Raw genomic sequence first — 16,052 nt, 5'->3', positions numbered from 1 at the left:
CCGCCTCGGAAGCGACCGAATCCTTCGATCAACAGGACCTACGGTCGACAGCAATACAATCTTTGACTGGAACAAGAGATAGAAAATGATGAACAACGGAAATAGCGACAACACTCCTCTCTTTCACCTGCCGCCAGCGCAAGGCCTGTACGACCCAGAGCAAGAAAAAGATGCCTGTGGCGTCGGTTTCATCGCGCACATCAAGGGAATCCCCAGTCACCAGAATGTGATTGACGCGGACACCATTCTGCAGAACATGGACCACCGCGGTGCTTGTGGCTGCGAAACCAACACCGGCGACGGCTCGGGCATCATGTGCGGCCTGCCTCACAAGTTCCTCCGCAAAGTCGCCAAAGCCGATCTCGGTGTCGACCTGCCTGCCCCCGGCAGCTTTGCCGCTGGTCTGGTTTTCCTACCTCGCGACGAAGCCGAACGAGCGACCTGCAAGTCGACGATCGAAACATTGATCGCCGAGTCGGGCCAGAAGTTCATCGGTTGGCGAGACGTTCCACAGATGACGGACTTGGCCGACGTCGGACCGACCGCTCGCAAAAGCGAACCCTTCATCGAACAGCTATTCGTCGGCGCAGCCGATGGACTGAAGGACGATGCGTTCGATCGCAAACTGTACATGATCCACAAACAGGCTAGCCACCAACTGCGTGGACCGTCTAGCAAGCTGAAGCAGGCGTTGATGTTCTACATCTGCTCGCTGAGCACCAAGGTCATCATCTACAAGGGCATGCTAACCCCCGCCCAAGTGTTGCCATATTTCCCCGACCTACGTGACGAAGATTTCGAAACGCACTTGGCGATGGTGCACAGTCGTTTTTCGACCAACACGTTCCCCAGCTGGGACCGTGCCCAACCGCTGCGTTTCATGAGCCACAATGGCGAGATCAACACGCTGCGTGGAAACAAGAACTGGATGCGAGCTCGCGAAGGCTCTGCTGAAAGCAAGTTGTTTGGCGACGAACTACAGAAGTTGTTCCCTGTCATCGAGCCCAACGGCAGCGACTCGGGCACGTTCGACAACGTGCTGGAATTCATGCTGATGAACGGCCGTACGCTGCAAGAGGCCATCATGATGATGGTCCCCGAGGCGTGGCAAAAGCACGAAACGATGGACGAAGAAAAGCGTGCGTTCTATGAGTATTTCAGCTGCATGATGGAACCTTGGGACGGCCCCGCATCGATCGCGTTCACCGACGGACACTACATCGGTGCGACACTGGACCGAAACGGCCTACGTCCTAGCCGCTATTACATCACGCACGATGATCGCGTCATCATGGCCAGCGAAGTCGGCGTGTTGCCGGTCGACCCTGCGATCGTCAAAGAAAAGGGCCGCCTGCAACCGGGCAAGATGTTCTTGGTGGACTTCGAACAAGGCCGTTTGATTCCCGACGAAGAACTGAAGAGCGAATTTGCGCACCGGATGCCGTATGGCGACTGGTTGAAAGAGCAACGCATTCGCCTGTCCGACCTGAACCCACAAAACGAACCTCACGGTTTCGACGGCGACACGCTGCTGCCACGGATGCAAGCGTTTGGGTACACCACCGAAACCATGAAATTCATGCTTCGACCGCTGGTATCGGAACTGCGTGACCCCGTCGGATCGATGGGCAACGACAGTGCGCTAGCGTGTTTGTCAGACAAGCCACGGATGATCTATGACTACTTCAAGCAACTGTTCGCTCAGGTGACCAACCCGTCGATCGATTCGATCCGCGAAGAAGTCATCATGTCGCTGGAGTGCTACATCGGCCCCGAGCAAAACCTGCTGGATGCAACTCCCGAACATTGTCACCGATTGCTGGTCGATCACCCGATCTTGACCAATGAAGAGATCGCTGCACTGAAGCACATCGATTACGAAGGATGGCACAGCCGGGTGATCGACATCACGTTCGATCGCAGCGAAGGCAAAGCCGGGCTGAAGAAGACGTTGGATCGGATCGCAGCCGAAGCCGAAGACGCGGCCGACAAAGGCATCCAACTGGTTGTCCTAAGCGATCGCCGGGTTTCGCACGACCGCGTGCCTGTCAGCGCTCTTTTGGCCACCGGTGCCGTTCACCACCACCTGGTCAACCAAGCCAAGCGGACACGAATCGGTTTGGTAGTCGAATCGGGCGAAGCTCGGGAAGTCCATCACCACTGCCTGTTGATCGGATACGGTGCCGATGGCATCAACCCATACCTGGCGTTCGAATCGCTATGGCAGGCTCGATTGGACGGGCTGATGGATCCAAAACTGGACGACGATAAAGTCGTCGCAGCCTATCGCAAGGGCGTTGCCAAGGGCATGTTGAAGGTCATGGCCAAGATGGGCATCAGCACGCTGCAAAGCTACAAGGGTGCTCAGATCTTCGAGGCACTTGGACTTCGCGACGAAGTCATCGAAAAATGCTTTGTGGGCACGGCCAGCCGTATCCAGGGCGTCTCGTTCGACATCCTGGCCGAAGAAACCATGCGTCGCCACAAATTGGGTTACCCATCGAAGTCGGCTGACCGATTGACAGCGCTTCCCAACTTGGGCGAATACCACTGGCGTGCCGAAGGCGAAAAGCATGCTTGGTCGCCACAGTCGATTTCCGACTTGCAGGTCGCTGCACGCGGGAACGACAAAGATGCATATTGGCGATTTGCACACACGATCAACGAAGACAACCGAAACCGTTGCACGTTGCGTGGGCTGTTCGATTTCCATGTCAACGATTCGGAATCCATCCCGCTAGACGAAGTCCAACCGGCCAAAGAAATCGTCAAACGTTTCTGTACCGGCGCGATGTCGCTGGGCAGCATCAGCGCCGAATCGCATGAAACGCTGGCCGTGGCCATGAACCGCCTTGGCGGCAAGAGCAACACCGGCGAAGGCGGGGAAGATCCAGTTCGATTCCAGCCGATGGAAAACGGCGATTCAAAGCGAAGTGCGATCAAACAAGTCGCCTCGGGCCGTTTCGGTGTAACCATCGAATATCTGTCGAACGCCGACGAGATCCAAATCAAGATTTCGCAAGGTGCGAAGCCAGGCGAGGGCGGGGAACTGCCGGGCAAGAAAGTCGATAACTACATCGCTGGTATCCGCTACAGCACACCGGGTGTCGGACTGATCAGCCCGCCGCCTCACCACGACATCTATTCGATCGAGGATTTGGCGCAACTGATCCACGACCTAAAAAACGCCAACCGCGAGGCACGGATCAGTGTCAAACTGGTCAGCGAAGTCGGCGTGGGCGTGATTGCATCGGGTGTCGCCAAGGCTCACGCCGATCACATTCTGATCGCCGGCGACACCGGCGGCACCGGGGCATCGCCGTTGACCAGCATCAAGCATGCCGGATTGCCATGGGAATTGGGGATCGCCGAAACTCACCAAGTCTTGGTGCTTAACAACCTGCGAAGTCGAGTCGTTTTGCAAACCGATGGTGGTCTGAAGACAGGACGCGACGTCGCAATCGCGGCATTGCTGGGTGCCGAAGAGTTCGGTTTCTCGACCGCACCCCTGATCACTCTTGGGTGCATCATGATGCGTAAGTGTCACCTGAATACCTGCCCGGTCGGCATCGCGACCCAGGACCCAGAACTTCGAAAGATGTTCACTGGCAAACCAGAGCACGTCGTGAACTACCTGTTCATGGTGGCCGAAGATGCACGCCGCTGGATGGCCAAACTGGGCTTCCGCACGATCGATGAAATGGTTGGTCGCAGCGACAAGCTGAAGACCGACCAAGCGATCAAGCACTGGAAGACCGACGGCCTGGACTTGACCAGCATCCTGATGCCAGCCAACAAGCCGCACGAAGACGTCGACGTGATTTGCACGATGGCTCAGGACCATGGGCTGGAAAAATCGTTGGACATGACCGTGCTGCTGGATGCCGCCAAACCGGCGATCGAATCGGGCAAACCTGTCGTCATCCAATCGCCGATCGTCAACATCAACCGAACCGTTGGCACGATCCTTAGCAATGAAGTCGCTAAGAAATACGGTCAAGCCGGTTTGCCAGACGACACGATCCGAATCGAACTGACAGGTTCAGCCGGGCAAAGCCTCGGTGCGTTCTTGGCACACGGGATCACGATCGAATTGGAAGGCGACGCCAACGACTACGTCGGCAAGGGGCTCAGCGGCGGACGCGTGGTGGTCTTCCCACCGCGGGAAAGCAGCTTCACGGCCGCTGACAACATTCTGGTCGGGAACGTTTGCTTGTACGGCGCGACCGGTGGCGAAGCCTATCTGCGTGGCCGGGCTGCCGAACGATTCTGTGTTCGAAACAGTGGTGCGATCACCGTCGTCGAAGGCGTCGGCGACCATGGCTGCGAATACATGACCGGTGGACGCGTGGTCTGCCTCGGCGAGACCGGCCGCAACTTCGCGGCCGGCATGTCGGGCGGCATTGCCTACATCTTTGATCGCGATGGAAAGTTCAACCTGAACTGCAACCTGGCAACGGTTGAACTGGAAAAGATTGAAACGGCCGAAGAAGAAGCCGAAGTCAAAGCGATCATCACCAAGCACCATCAGTACACCCATAGCGACGTAGCTGCCGACGTACTGGAAAACTGGGACGACTTCCTATCCAAGTGCGTGAAGGTCATGCCAGTCGATTACAAGCGGGTGCTGCAAAGCCTGCAAGTCGAAGAGGTGATGGCTTAACCCGCCACCCACCGTACTGAACATCGAACATTCCCCCGTCCGCCGCAGCGTTTCGGGACGACAGACACAACTCCCCTTGAAAAGAGACTATTCCCATGGGCAAGCCAACCGGATTCAAAGAGTTTGACCGCAAAAAAGTGCCATGGCGTCTGCCAGTGGTCCGCATCAACGACTACGACGAAATCTATACCGAACCCAAGCTCGACCAACTTCGCGAGCAGGGTGCCCGGTGCATGGATTGTGGGGTCCCATTTTGTCAGTCCAATACCGGTTGCCCGATCGATAACCTGATCCCCGAATGGAATGATCTGGTCTACAACAATCGCTGGAAAGAAGCGATCGAGCGGCTGCACAAGACCAACAATTTCCCCGAGTTCACCGGTCGTGTGTGCCCGGCGCCCTGCGAAGGTTCGTGCGTGCTTGGCATCACCAACCCACCGGTGACGATCAAGAACATCGAAAATGCGATCGTCGATCGCGCCTGGGAAGAAGGCTGGATCGTTGCCGAGCCGCCCGAAACGCGAACCGGAAAGACCGTCGCGATCGTGGGCAGTGGCCCTGCTGGACTCTCTGCTGCGGATCAGCTGAATAAAGCCGGTCACACCGTCACGGTGTTCGAACGAGCCAACCGCATCGGCGGCCTGCTGCAGTACGGCATCCCGAACATGAAACTGTCCAAAGAAGCGATTCAGCGGCGTGTCGATAAGATGACCGCCGAAGGCATCGTTTTCAAAACCGGCGTAGACATCGGCAAAGACATCCTGCCAAAGGATCTGCAAAAGGACTTTGATGCCGTCCTGCTAGCCTGCGGCGCGACCAAGCCTCGCGATTTGCCAATCCCCAATCGCGATGCCAAGGGTGTCTATCCAGCGATGGACTTCTTGACCGCCAACACCATGCAAATGGTGCACGGCGATTCGTTGGATGACAACTTCATCAGTGCCGAAGGCAAGGACGTGATTGTGATCGGTGGCGGTGACACCGGCACCGACTGCATCGGCACCTCGCTGCGTCACGGTTGCCGCAGCCTGGTGAACTTTGAACTGCTACCCAAGCCGCCCGAAGACCGTGCCCCCGACAACCCGTGGCCACAGTGGCCTCGTGTCTTCCGTGTCGATTATGGACACGAAGAAGCGTCGGCCAAGTTCGGCCATGACCCGCGTCATTATCAGTTGCTAAGCAAAGAGTTCCTGAAAGACGATCAGGGCAACCTTAGCGGCATCAAGTCCGTCCAAGTCGAATGGACCAAGAAAGATGACGGCGGATGGTCGATGGCCGAAGTCGCAGGCAGCGAAAAAGTATGGCCAGCCCAACTGATCCTGTTGGCGATGGGCTTTCTAGGGCCGGAACAGTACGTCGCCGAGTCCCTTGGACTGGAAGTGGACCCACGCAGCAACTTCCAAGCGGAACATGGCAAGTATGCGACCAACATCGACGGCGTATTTGCAGCCGGTGACTGTCGCCGAGGCCAAAGCTTGGTCGTTTGGGCGATCAACGAAGGCCGCGGTGCCGCACGAGCGATCGATATCTTCCTAGAAGGCAGCAGCAACCTGCCGGCACCAGGTCAAACCCTGGGCACAGCAATGGAAATGAGCGTCTAATCGCTCGTCCATCTATCGAAACGCATTAGCCGCGGTCTGGGATCCAGATCGCGGCTTTTGCATGCCATCCGGGCGAACGACAAAGCGGCGTGAAACACTGTCATCGTGAAACCCTTCTGCCGCTGGGAAAACGGATGCCGAAAAAATCTCGGCTGACATTGACACAGCTTCCACGAGCGTCCTAGGTTCGCACTGGAATCGGTAAAAAAGCCTGGCAATTCAGGTCACAATTTCCGATTACTGGGATAACCGAAGACGATCTTGAATCATGTGAAAGGATTTGCATGTCCAAGATCTCTCGATGCCGAAGTTATGCACCGTCGAAGGTTTGCAAGGATGCTGAAGAACAACAAAACACGCGGACTCCTGTTGACGACTTGCGCAGCGGCAACGCTGATGTCGACCGGCTGTCGTAGCATGCCCGGCATGAACATGTTTGCCCGAAACAGCGAACCATCAGCCGAAGCGTTGGCCGGCACCGGGCCCACCACCACCTATCCGGCACCACCCAGCAGCACCGCGACGCCACAAGCGATCGCGTCGATTGCCGGTGGCACGTCGGCACCATCGCCCAACAAGTCACCCGAATCGGTTACCGCCCAGGTTGCCGGATTTAATTCCCAGCCTGGTTATGCGACGCCTGCATCCAACCAGACTGCGTCGAACCAAACCGGGATGACCAACCCGTCGGCTGCGCAGGCAAACGGCATCTATAGCAGTGCCGCATATGCCAAACCCAACGGCGGCACCGCCGCATCCCCGGCATCGTCCAGCACGGCCACCAAGCCATCGGGATATTCCTTTGGCAACAGCACGTTCACCCCAAAGTCGACAACGACTTCGGAAAAGTACGGCAGCCCTAGTTCCAGCTATGCACTGCCTGGGTCGACACCGGCATCACCCAACATCACCACGCCCAAGCTGACAACGCCGTCGACCAGCTACAGTGCACCCGCACCGGCGGGCGCATCGCTAGCAACGTCGCCAAGTTCTGCCGGATCATCGCTCGGTTCGGGTGGCTATGCACTGCCACCGGGCATTGCACCGTCGACTGCGGCCACTGCGTCGGCGGCGATCACCAAACCATCGGGGGCGACCACGTCCAGTTCAGGCCCGACCAGCTTCAGCTTGCCAGAATCACCTTCTGCACCACCGACCTTTGAAACAGCCAGCGTGCCAACCAGCGCCGCCAGCGAATCGCCAACAAGCTATTCACCAGGCAGTAGCAGCGGAGAATCATCTTCGTACATGCCGGGCAGCACCGGTCGATCGACGGGATACCCGACCGGCAGCGAAACGCCGACAACCTCGGGATCGTTCTATCGCTAGATGCGTGACCTGAACGTCACGTCGGATGCGGACCCTTGGCGTCACCTAGACGCAGGCATTGCCCGTCGCGCGACAGGGCAAAGAAATTCGCGGGCGGTATCTAGAATTCACCGCCGAACGTCGCGATCGGTTGGTTAAACGCGGACGTCCAAATGGCCTTTGGCAATTTGGCTTTGCACGTCGACAACCTGCTCTAGCATCGCGTTGATCGCGTCGCCCGTCTGCTTCTGTGCGTCCAACTGCTTGCCAGCAACCGCGAAATTGACCTGCTGGGCAGTCGCTTGCTGCTGAGCTTGAAGAACCTGGCGGACCGGTGCGGGAATGCTAGACATGGCAAATCAGCCCGTAAGATGCTGGCGAAAAAAACAGCCACCACGCGGTGGCTATCTGAATCTTTCGCCAACAAGCGTCATCAGCACCGAACGGATGTCGTAAAAACCGATGGTCCATCGCTGGACCGATCGGTTTGTACGGATTGTGTCAATTAGCGGCGGTCACCGAAAATGACATACAGGTAGTACAGCAATGTCATCACGGACTGCAGCGTCGCAGCAACGTAGGTCAGTGCGGCCGCATTCAGCACTTTGCTGATATATTGTTCTTCGTTTCCGGCGATCATCCCTTGGGCCACCAGCTCGTGCTTGGCTCGCGCACTGGCATCAAATTCGACCGGCAAGTTGACCAACTGGAAGAACACAACCAACGCGAACAGAGCGACGCCGATCAGGATTAGCGGCTTGAACGACAACAGACCGCCAATCATCAGCAGCACCATTCCGGTGCCCGACCCAAAGTTTGCGGCCGGCACAGCAGCGTTCCGAATCACAAGCGGCGCATAGCCCTTCGCATCTTGGAATGCGTGACCTGCCTCGTGACAGGCGACTCCTAGGGCGGCCATCGAACGGCCTCCGTACACATCCTGACTAAGCCGCAGCACTTTCGCGCGAGGGTCATAGTGATCACTGAGGTGGCCGCTGACCTGTTCGATCGCCACCGACTGTAAACCACCGTTGTCTAGCATCCGACGAGCCGCTTCGGCCCCTGACATTCGGGCCGGGATCTTGCTCATCGCAGAAAACGATGATTTCACTTTCCACTGCGCATAAAAGCCCAGCAAAAGCGGCGGAATCGCAAATAGGAAATACAGTCCCAGCATTTCAAACTCTCGTCAGACTCGTGAAAAAGTCGCCGCCAAAACGGCAGCGATCATCCATAGGCAACAGTGATGCAATTGGCGGGCCAGAATTCGCTCGAATCCCGTGACCGACTAATCTCGGGCGGTCGGAGTCACCGAAAGCTTGACCGTTTCGTCCCCTCGCTGGACCACCATTTCGATGGTTTCGCCGATTTTCAGAGCTTCGATTGCATACGTGTAATCGTGGATATCTTCGATCGTCCGTCCGGCCAGTTCGATGACGATGTCGCCCCCTTGGGCTCCCGCCTTGGCGGCTGGGCCTTCCCCCGCGACGCCGCTTAGTTTCAGCCCCTTGATTTTGCCAGCCGCATAGTCGGGAATCGTCCCCAAATAAGCGGTCAGACGAACTCGGGGCGCGTCCTGATTGGCGGCTTCGCCTTCTTCCAACTTGAACAGCGGCGGCTGGTCGGCGGACAACATTCCGCGAGCGATCAGAGCGAACAGCTGGCTGATCTTGGCCGCCCCGTCATAGTTCAACTTGTCGGGTGTATCGCGTGGCGTGTGATAGTCCTCGTGTGCCCCCGTGAACGCCGACAGAATCGGCACATCCCGACTGACAAACGCTGATGCATCGGTGGGCAATCGCGTACTGGTTTTGTCCAACGTTAGTTCCAAACCAACGGGCACATTGCGGCGTTGGACCTCGCTGGCGAATCCCGGTGACGACCCGAGCCCTTGGACCACTAACTTTTCTCGCAACCGACCGACCATATCCAAGTTCAGATAGGCGGCAACGGCGGCGGTCAATGGTTCCGCATCGGTGGTCATCCCGTGTGCTGACGCAGCGGCCGCGTGATCAGGGTCGATCTCGATTCGGGTCGCGTCGGGATACAGATCGAAAAAGTGGCTAACGAACGCTTGCGATCCAAACAGCCCCAATTCCTCGCCGCTCCAACCGGCGATCAGCAAGTCACGCTTGGGATGCAAACGCCCGGCCTTCTTTTCGGCTGCCAAGTACTGAGCGATCTCTAACATCGCGGCCACGCCGGATGCGTTGTCGTCGGCACCCACATGAATCGCATCGCGTTCATCGTCCTTGGCTAGAGAGTTCGTGCTGCCGCCTTTACCCAAGTGATCAACGTGCGCGCCGACGATCACGACCGGCGCGACAGCCGAGGATGTTTCAGCCGACTTCGCAGAATCCCCCGCCTTCAAACGAGCGATCACATTTCGCCCGACTCCGCGTTTGCGCTGGATTTCGACAGTCGCGTTCGCGGTCGCCCCTTCGATCGCAAAGCCCATCGCGAGCGATCCGTCATCCAATCCCGCTTGGATCTCTTGCAGATTCTCCCCCGCATCAGCAAGCCACTTTGCAGCCACCTCGTTCGTCACCGAAACGACACCGATGCTGACGCCGGCCTGCGATGCTGCGGTATCGAACCGAATCAGTTCACTGCGAACCTTGCTGGTCGGACCGGCGACAAAAATGATTCCCTTGGCACCAAGATCACGTGCGATCGTGGCCTTGCGACGCGGCGAACTAAAGCGGGCCATCTGTTGGCGCTGCTCGGCCGTGATTTCCTGGGGCAGATCACGAAACACCAATACCCACTGACCGGCCACGTTCAAATGGACGTAACTGTCGTATTCATCGATCTCTTCGGATCCCGGCACTTGCAATCCATAGCCCGCGAAGACGATATCGGCATTGCCAATTTCGCCATCGGCGGAAAAGGAAAGTGGTTGCCAATCGGTCCCCAAGGTCAATTCCCGATCACCGACGGTCATCGCGTTGGCATCGCCCAACGAGGATCCGGCGGGGAAATCAAACGATTGGTAGAACGTCCCGTTTTCCCCCGCAGGCTCGTACCCCAAACTTTCCAAATAGGCCGCCACGTAGGCCGTTGCTCGGCGTTCCCCGGGCGTCCCCGTCAATCGGCCGCCCAATTCGGGCCGGGTCAAATAGTCGACGTGACGCATCACGTCGGTGGGCGAAAAGTCCGGCGTCGACTGCTGAGCAGACTCCAGTGCTGCCGATCGATCGGCTTGATGATCATCCGTCATCCCCAGCAGTTTCCGAGCCTCTTGATCGTTCCAATCCGCTAGAAAGATCTGCGATTGCTTGGCCTTCGTTCGATTCGAAGTCCAGGATAGTCGCTTGCCATCGGGCAGAAAGACAGGCAGCCCGTCAAACCCGTCGGTATCGGTGACCCGAACGGGTTCCCCCTGGCCATCGCTGCGCACCAAGTAGAGTTCAAAATTGGCGAACCCGTGCTTGTTGGTCGTAAAAATCAGATATTCGCCACTGGGGTGATAGTAAGGCGCCCAGCTCATCGCGTTGATTTCGGTCAACCGTTGGACGTCCGTGCCGTCGATCTTCATGGTGTAGACTTCCGCCGTCACACCGTCTTCGCTGAACCGCCGCCAACAGATCCGTTGGCCATCGGGCGAGAAAAACGGGCCGCCGTCGTAACCGGCCACATCCGTCAAACGACGAACGTTGCTGCCGTCTGCGTTCATCAAATACAGATCGATCATCGATGCCGGATCAATCTCGAACAACTGCTTCTCTCGCTCGGTCAATTCGCGTTCGTACGCCGATCGATTGGACGCAAACACGATCAGCGATCCATCGGGACTGTAACTGGCCTCGGCGTCGTACCCCTTGGCGTTGGTCAATCGCTGATAGGGGCCGTCTGCCGAATCACTCGATTGCAGTTCCTTGGAGTACAGTTCATAACTGGGGTCGTAGTCCCACGAATACCGTCGCTGGCGGCCGCTAGCTCGAATCTCCAGTTCGTCGGCTTGCTTCTTCTTAGCGTCGGGATCGTCCTGAGTACTGGCAAACAGAATGCGATCGCCCTGCGGATGGATCCAAGCGCAGGTTGTCTTCCCCCATCCCGGCGACACCTTTTCGATGTCGCCCGTTTCCAAATCGCTAACGTAGATTTGATAGAACGGGTTGGCCGGATCGCGTTCACTTTGAAAAACCATTCGGCGACCATCGGCGCTGAAATAGCCTTCGCCGGCTCGTCGGCCTTCGAACGTGATCTGCCGCGTCCCCGAAAGCAATCGGGTTTCATTTCCAGAAATCTTTGCGGCATCCGGGGACTCGGCCTGGGCGGCACGTCCGTCGACGAATACCACAGCAGCCAAGGCTGCCACAGCACACAACATCCAACGCACAACAAATCGGCAAACCATTTTTGATCCAAAGCAGGTGGGAATTCAGTTCGACCTGAATTCTATCCCAACCGTGTCATTCGGAAACAGCATCGCCCTGCTGTAATCCGTGGGCGCCGCGCAAACAGATCAGACCGTCGCTCCACCGGGCGAATAATTCTTGCCGCTGCTGTGGATCGTCGAACACACGGACGGTGTTGATTTGGCGACGAATGTCGTCACGCACCAACCCGAACAGGTCGCGATACTGGGGCGGTGGATCGGGCTGGTCATCCGACGATTCCAGCCGGATTCGCACGCTGGCTTCGAACCGGAACACCTGTAGCCAACCCGGTCGCTGGACCGCGACACAGCGAACGTTCTTCAGTTTCGCCGACTGTCCAAAAAACCCGTTCTGGTTCAGGTGGCGACGAATCGCCATCTCCATATCACGGTCGCCGCACCAATCATCCCAGCGCTGACGCAAGTGTTTCAGAAACGAAAACATTTCAAGCAACCAGCGATCCGAAGGGTTCCCTCGTCGTCGGTGACCCAGCGCAGATCACCGACCGACAAGGCGATACCCAATCTTACTTGATCGGCAAGTCGAAATCGCCAGTCAGGTCTCGCCAAACGGCGTGGATATGGTTGGCGGGATTCCCGGATGCGTCGGGTTGAGTGTTCACGAATTCGATCAGAAAGTCATTGCCACGAACGCGATAGTAGTGACCGATGCCCGGCTCCTTTGCGCCCGCCCAAGCAAAGTAGACATTCTCCCACCCACTAGCTTCGATCAATTCCCGACGCTGTTCTGCAATATCGTCTGCCACGGCGTCCACATAGACACTGACCAATTCGCGAAGCAGTTTGCGTTGGGCCGGATCCAGTTTGCCAAACGGAATGCCTTCCGGATTGCCAACGGCGGGCTGTGCTTCACCGGCGAATCGAATTTCCTTGGGTGCATCCTCGGCGATCACCGCGGCATCCAATTTTTCGCCGGATAACGATCCGATCAATTGGAAAGCCAGGTCTTCCTCTTGCTTCAGGATTCGCGTCCCTTTGCCAAGCGGGCCATCAACATCGTCCATGATCGTGGCTGGATTGGCGGCAAAAAACTGAGGGGTGCTGTCAACCATTTTGCCATCGCGGCACACGAAGTTCAGCGACAGGTGGTGGCCCTCGAAACTGAGTCCCCAAGCACCGGTGTTGGACGGTTGGCCGAACAGCGTGATGTAATACTTGTTGGGGTCACGGTCCCAGTTTCGCTTGTCACCTTCCAATTTGAACAACACCGATTCGTTGATCATGATTTTGTTGGTCTTGTCGTAACCGGCTTCGCTGAGCGCCGCACGAACCAATCGCAAAGCTGCGGTTCGCTGAGCAACATCCATATCCCGCAACACCAAACCCTTGCGAGTCTTTTTGGGAATGAAGTGCCAATCGACTCGCGCGTCCGAATCGTACGGCAACATCGCTTTGGCCTTCTGGTCGCTGTCCAGCGACGCAACAAAAGCCTCAGCGAAGGACTGCATCTGCATCCCTGGCGGATCCCCCACTTTCAAGCCAGCAACGGCAAACGCAGAAACGCAGATCACGAGGACGACGAGCGAACGAACAGCAAAACGCATGGGTAGCAAATCCGGGGGCGGGAAAGGGATGGGGAAGGGCGATCATTCTACACCGATTTGGTCGCCTCGACACGCATTCGGAAAGCGGCCCCAAAGATCAACCGATCGCCCAAATCACCCGCGAAATTCCCTGCTTTCTCCTCCCCTCCGATTAGGGCAGCGAAATTCCGTCAACCCAGCGCGGGGAGGGGAGGGGAGAATTGCAAATTGCAAATGGAACATTTCAAAATGCAAATTGAGGGGGTGGGGTGGAGAGAAGAGGCTGGGAAGGGGAAATGCGGCAGCGGATGAATCGACGACTCGGGGCGTGTTGCCCGCCGGGCATCCGCTTGGGACCAATATCCAATTTGAAATGTTCATTTTGCAATTTGCAATCTGCCGCGTTCCATCCACGGATACACCGCGCCACACGCTTCGCGTTCGCTCCCTCGCATCCGCATCCCCGTCACCGCTGCCTGGGGTGAACGACGGGAGGGGGGGGGGAGAATTGCAAATTGCAAATGGAACATTTCAAAATGCAATTTGAGGGGTGGGGAGGAGAGAAGAGGCTGGGAAGGGGAATGCGGCAGCGGATGAATCGACGACTTGGGTCGCGTTGCCCGCCGGGCATCCGCCTGGGGCCAATATCCAATTTGAAATGTTCATTTTGCAATTTGCAATCTGCCGCGGTCCAACCACGGATACACCGAACAATACGTTTCGCGTTCGCTCGCATCCCCGTCACCGCTGTGTGGGCGAACGACGGGGAGGGGGGGGAAGATTGCAAATTGCAAATTGAACATTTCAAAATGCAAATTGAGGGGTGGGGTGGAGAGAAGAGGCTGGGAAGGGGAAATGCGGCAGCGGATGAATCGACGACTCGGGGCGTGTTGCCCGCCGGTCATCCGCTTGGGACCAATATCCAATTTGAAATGTTCATTTTGCAATTTGCAATCTGCCGCGTTCCAGCCACGGATACACCGAACAATACGTTTCGCGTTCGCTCGCATCCCCGTCACCGCTGTGTGGGCGAACGACGGGAAGGAGGGGAGAATTGCAAATTGCAAATTGAACATTTCAAAATGCAAATTGAGGGGTGGGGTGGAGAGAAGAGGCTGGGAAGGGGAATGCGGCGGCGGATGGATCGACCACTCGGGGCGCGTTGCCCGCCGGTCATCCGCCTGGGGCCAATATCCAATTTGAAATGTTCATTTTGCAATTTGCAATCTGCCGCGGTCCAACCACGGATACACCGAACAATACGTTTCGCGTTCGCTCGCATCCCCGCCACCGCTGTGTGGGCGAACGACGGGAAGGAGGGGGAGAATTGCAAATTGCAAATTGAACATTTCAAAATGCAAATTGAGGGGTGGGGAGGAGAGAAGAGGCTGGGAAGGGGAAATGCGGCAGCGGATGAATCGACGACTCGGGTCGCGTTGCCCGCCGGTCATCCGCCTGGGGCCAATATCCAATTTGAAATGTTCATTTTGCAATTTGCAATCTGCCGCGGTCCAACCACGGATACACCGAACAATACGTTTCGCGTTCGCTCGCATCCCCGTCACCGCTGCGTGGGCGAACGACGGGAAGGAGGGGGAGAATTGCAAATTGCAAATGGAACATTTCAAAATGCAAATTGAGGGGGTGGGGTGGAGAGAAGAGGCTGGGAAGGGGAAATGCGGCAGCGGATGAATCGACGACTCGGGGCGTGTTGCCCGCCGGGCATCCGCTTGGGACCAATATCCAATTTGAAATGTTCATTTTGCAATTTGCAATCTGCCGCGTTCCATCCACGGATACACCGCGCCACACGCTTCGCGTTCGCTCCCTCGCATCCGCATCCCCGTCACCGCTGCCTGGGGTGAACGACGGGAGGGGGGGGGGAGAATTGCAAATTGCAAATGGAACATTTCAAAATGCAATTTGAGGGGTGGGGAGGAGAGAAGAGGCTGGGAAGGGGAATGCGGCAGCGGATGAATCGACGACTTGGGTCGCGTTGCCCGCCGGGCATCCGCCTGGGGCCAATATCCAATTTGAAATGTTCATTTTGCAATTTGCAATCTGCCGCGGTCCAACCACGGATACACCGAACAATACGTTTCGCGTTCGCTCGCATCCCCGTCACCGCTGTGTGGGCGAACGACGGGGAGGGGGGGGAAGATTGCAAATTGCAAATTGAACATTTCAAAATGCAAATTGAGGGGTGGGGTGGAGAGAAGAGGCTGGGAAGGGGAAATGCGGCAGCGGATGAATCGACGACTCGGGGCGTGTTGCCCGCCGGTCATCCGCTTGGGACCAATATCCAATTTGAAATGTTCATTTTGCAATTTGCAATCTGCCGCGTTCCAGCCACGGATACACCGAACAATACGTTTCGCGTTCGCTCGCATCCCCGTCACCGCTGTGTGGGCGAACGACGGGAAGGAGGGGAGAATTGCAAATTGCAAATTGAACATTTCAAAATGCAAATTGAGGGGTGGGGTGGAGAGAAGAGGCTGGGAAGGGGAATGCGGCGGCGGATGGATCGACCACTCGGGGCGCGTTGCCCGCCGGTC

11 protein-coding genes are annotated in these 16,052 nt (G+C 57.1%); 4 read left to right on the top strand and 7 right to left on the bottom strand.

The window, feature by feature from the left end:
* Positions 1-85: 85 nt before the first annotated feature.
* The 4 genes from gltB to K227x_RS07370 all read left to right on the top strand — a co-directional run bounded on the left by gltB (position 86) and on the right by K227x_RS07370 (position 7,593).
* The gene (gene gltB, locus K227x_RS07380) at positions 86-4,663 is read left to right on the top strand and encodes a glutamate synthase large subunit (RefSeq protein WP_246146637.1); all 4,578 of its coding nucleotides are present in this window, start codon (positions 86-88) and stop codon (positions 4,661-4,663) included.
* Positions 4,664-4,758: 95 nt separating this feature from the next.
* Positions 4,759-6,264 carry a glutamate synthase subunit beta gene (locus tag K227x_RS07375; RefSeq protein WP_145168930.1) on the top strand — a complete coding sequence of 502 codons (1,506 nt, stop codon included), beginning with the start codon at positions 4,759-4,761 and terminating at the stop codon, positions 6,262-6,264.
* 284 nt (positions 6,265-6,548) lie between these two features.
* Entirely contained in the window at positions 6,549-6,680 is a 132-nt protein-coding gene (locus tag K227x_RS31365) for a hypothetical protein (RefSeq protein ID WP_261343424.1), read from the top strand.
* Between the two features lie 10 nt (positions 6,681-6,690).
* On the top strand, positions 6,691-7,593 hold the full coding sequence (locus K227x_RS07370; RefSeq protein ID WP_145168929.1) for a hypothetical protein: 903 nt from the start codon (positions 6,691-6,693) through the stop codon (positions 7,591-7,593).
* A gap of 134 nt (positions 7,594-7,727) precedes the next feature.
* On the opposite strand, the gene K227x_RS07365 is transcribed toward K227x_RS07370, so the two are convergent.
* The 7 genes from K227x_RS07365 to K227x_RS07335 all read right to left on the bottom strand — a co-directional run bounded on the left by K227x_RS07365 (position 7,728) and on the right by K227x_RS07335 (position 15,953).
* Positions 7,728-7,925, bottom strand: a complete 198-nt coding sequence (locus K227x_RS07365; protein ID WP_145168928.1) for a hypothetical protein — start codon at positions 7,923-7,925, stop codon at positions 7,728-7,730.
* 152 nt (positions 7,926-8,077) lie between these two features.
* On the bottom strand, positions 8,078-8,749 hold the full coding sequence (locus K227x_RS07360) for a zinc metallopeptidase (protein ID WP_145168927.1): 672 nt from the start codon (positions 8,747-8,749) through the stop codon (positions 8,078-8,080).
* A gap of 111 nt (positions 8,750-8,860) precedes the next feature.
* Positions 8,861-11,932 carry a M28 family peptidase gene (locus K227x_RS07355; RefSeq protein WP_246146633.1) on the bottom strand — a complete coding sequence of 1,024 codons (3,072 nt, stop codon included), beginning with the start codon at positions 11,930-11,932 and terminating at the stop codon, positions 8,861-8,863.
* Positions 11,933-11,987: 55 nt separating this feature from the next.
* On the bottom strand, positions 11,988-12,398 hold the full coding sequence (locus tag K227x_RS07350) for a hypothetical protein (protein WP_145168926.1): 411 nt from the start codon (positions 12,396-12,398) through the stop codon (positions 11,988-11,990).
* Between the two features lie 82 nt (positions 12,399-12,480).
* The gene (locus K227x_RS07345) at positions 12,481-13,518 is read right to left on the bottom strand and encodes a DUF3500 domain-containing protein (protein WP_145168925.1); all 1,038 of its coding nucleotides are present in this window, start codon (positions 13,516-13,518) and stop codon (positions 12,481-12,483) included.
* 641 nt (positions 13,519-14,159) lie between these two features.
* A complete protein-coding gene (locus K227x_RS07340) occupies positions 14,160-14,573 on the bottom strand; it encodes a hypothetical protein (RefSeq protein ID WP_145168924.1) in 414 nt (137 codons plus the stop codon).
* A gap of 966 nt (positions 14,574-15,539) precedes the next feature.
* Positions 15,540-15,953 (bottom strand): hypothetical protein, encoded by a 414-nt coding sequence (locus tag K227x_RS07335; RefSeq protein ID WP_145168924.1) that lies wholly within the window; start codon positions 15,951-15,953, stop codon positions 15,540-15,542.
* Between the last annotated feature and the right edge of the window lie 99 nt (positions 15,954-16,052).

The sequence above is a fragment of the Rubripirellula lacrimiformis genome, assembly GCF_007741535.1.
Taxonomy (GTDB): Bacteria; Planctomycetota; Planctomycetia; order Pirellulales; family Pirellulaceae; genus Rubripirellula; species Rubripirellula lacrimiformis.
The sequence above is the reverse complement of the archived record's forward strand: the minus strand, read 5'-3'. Positions and strand labels throughout refer to the sequence as shown.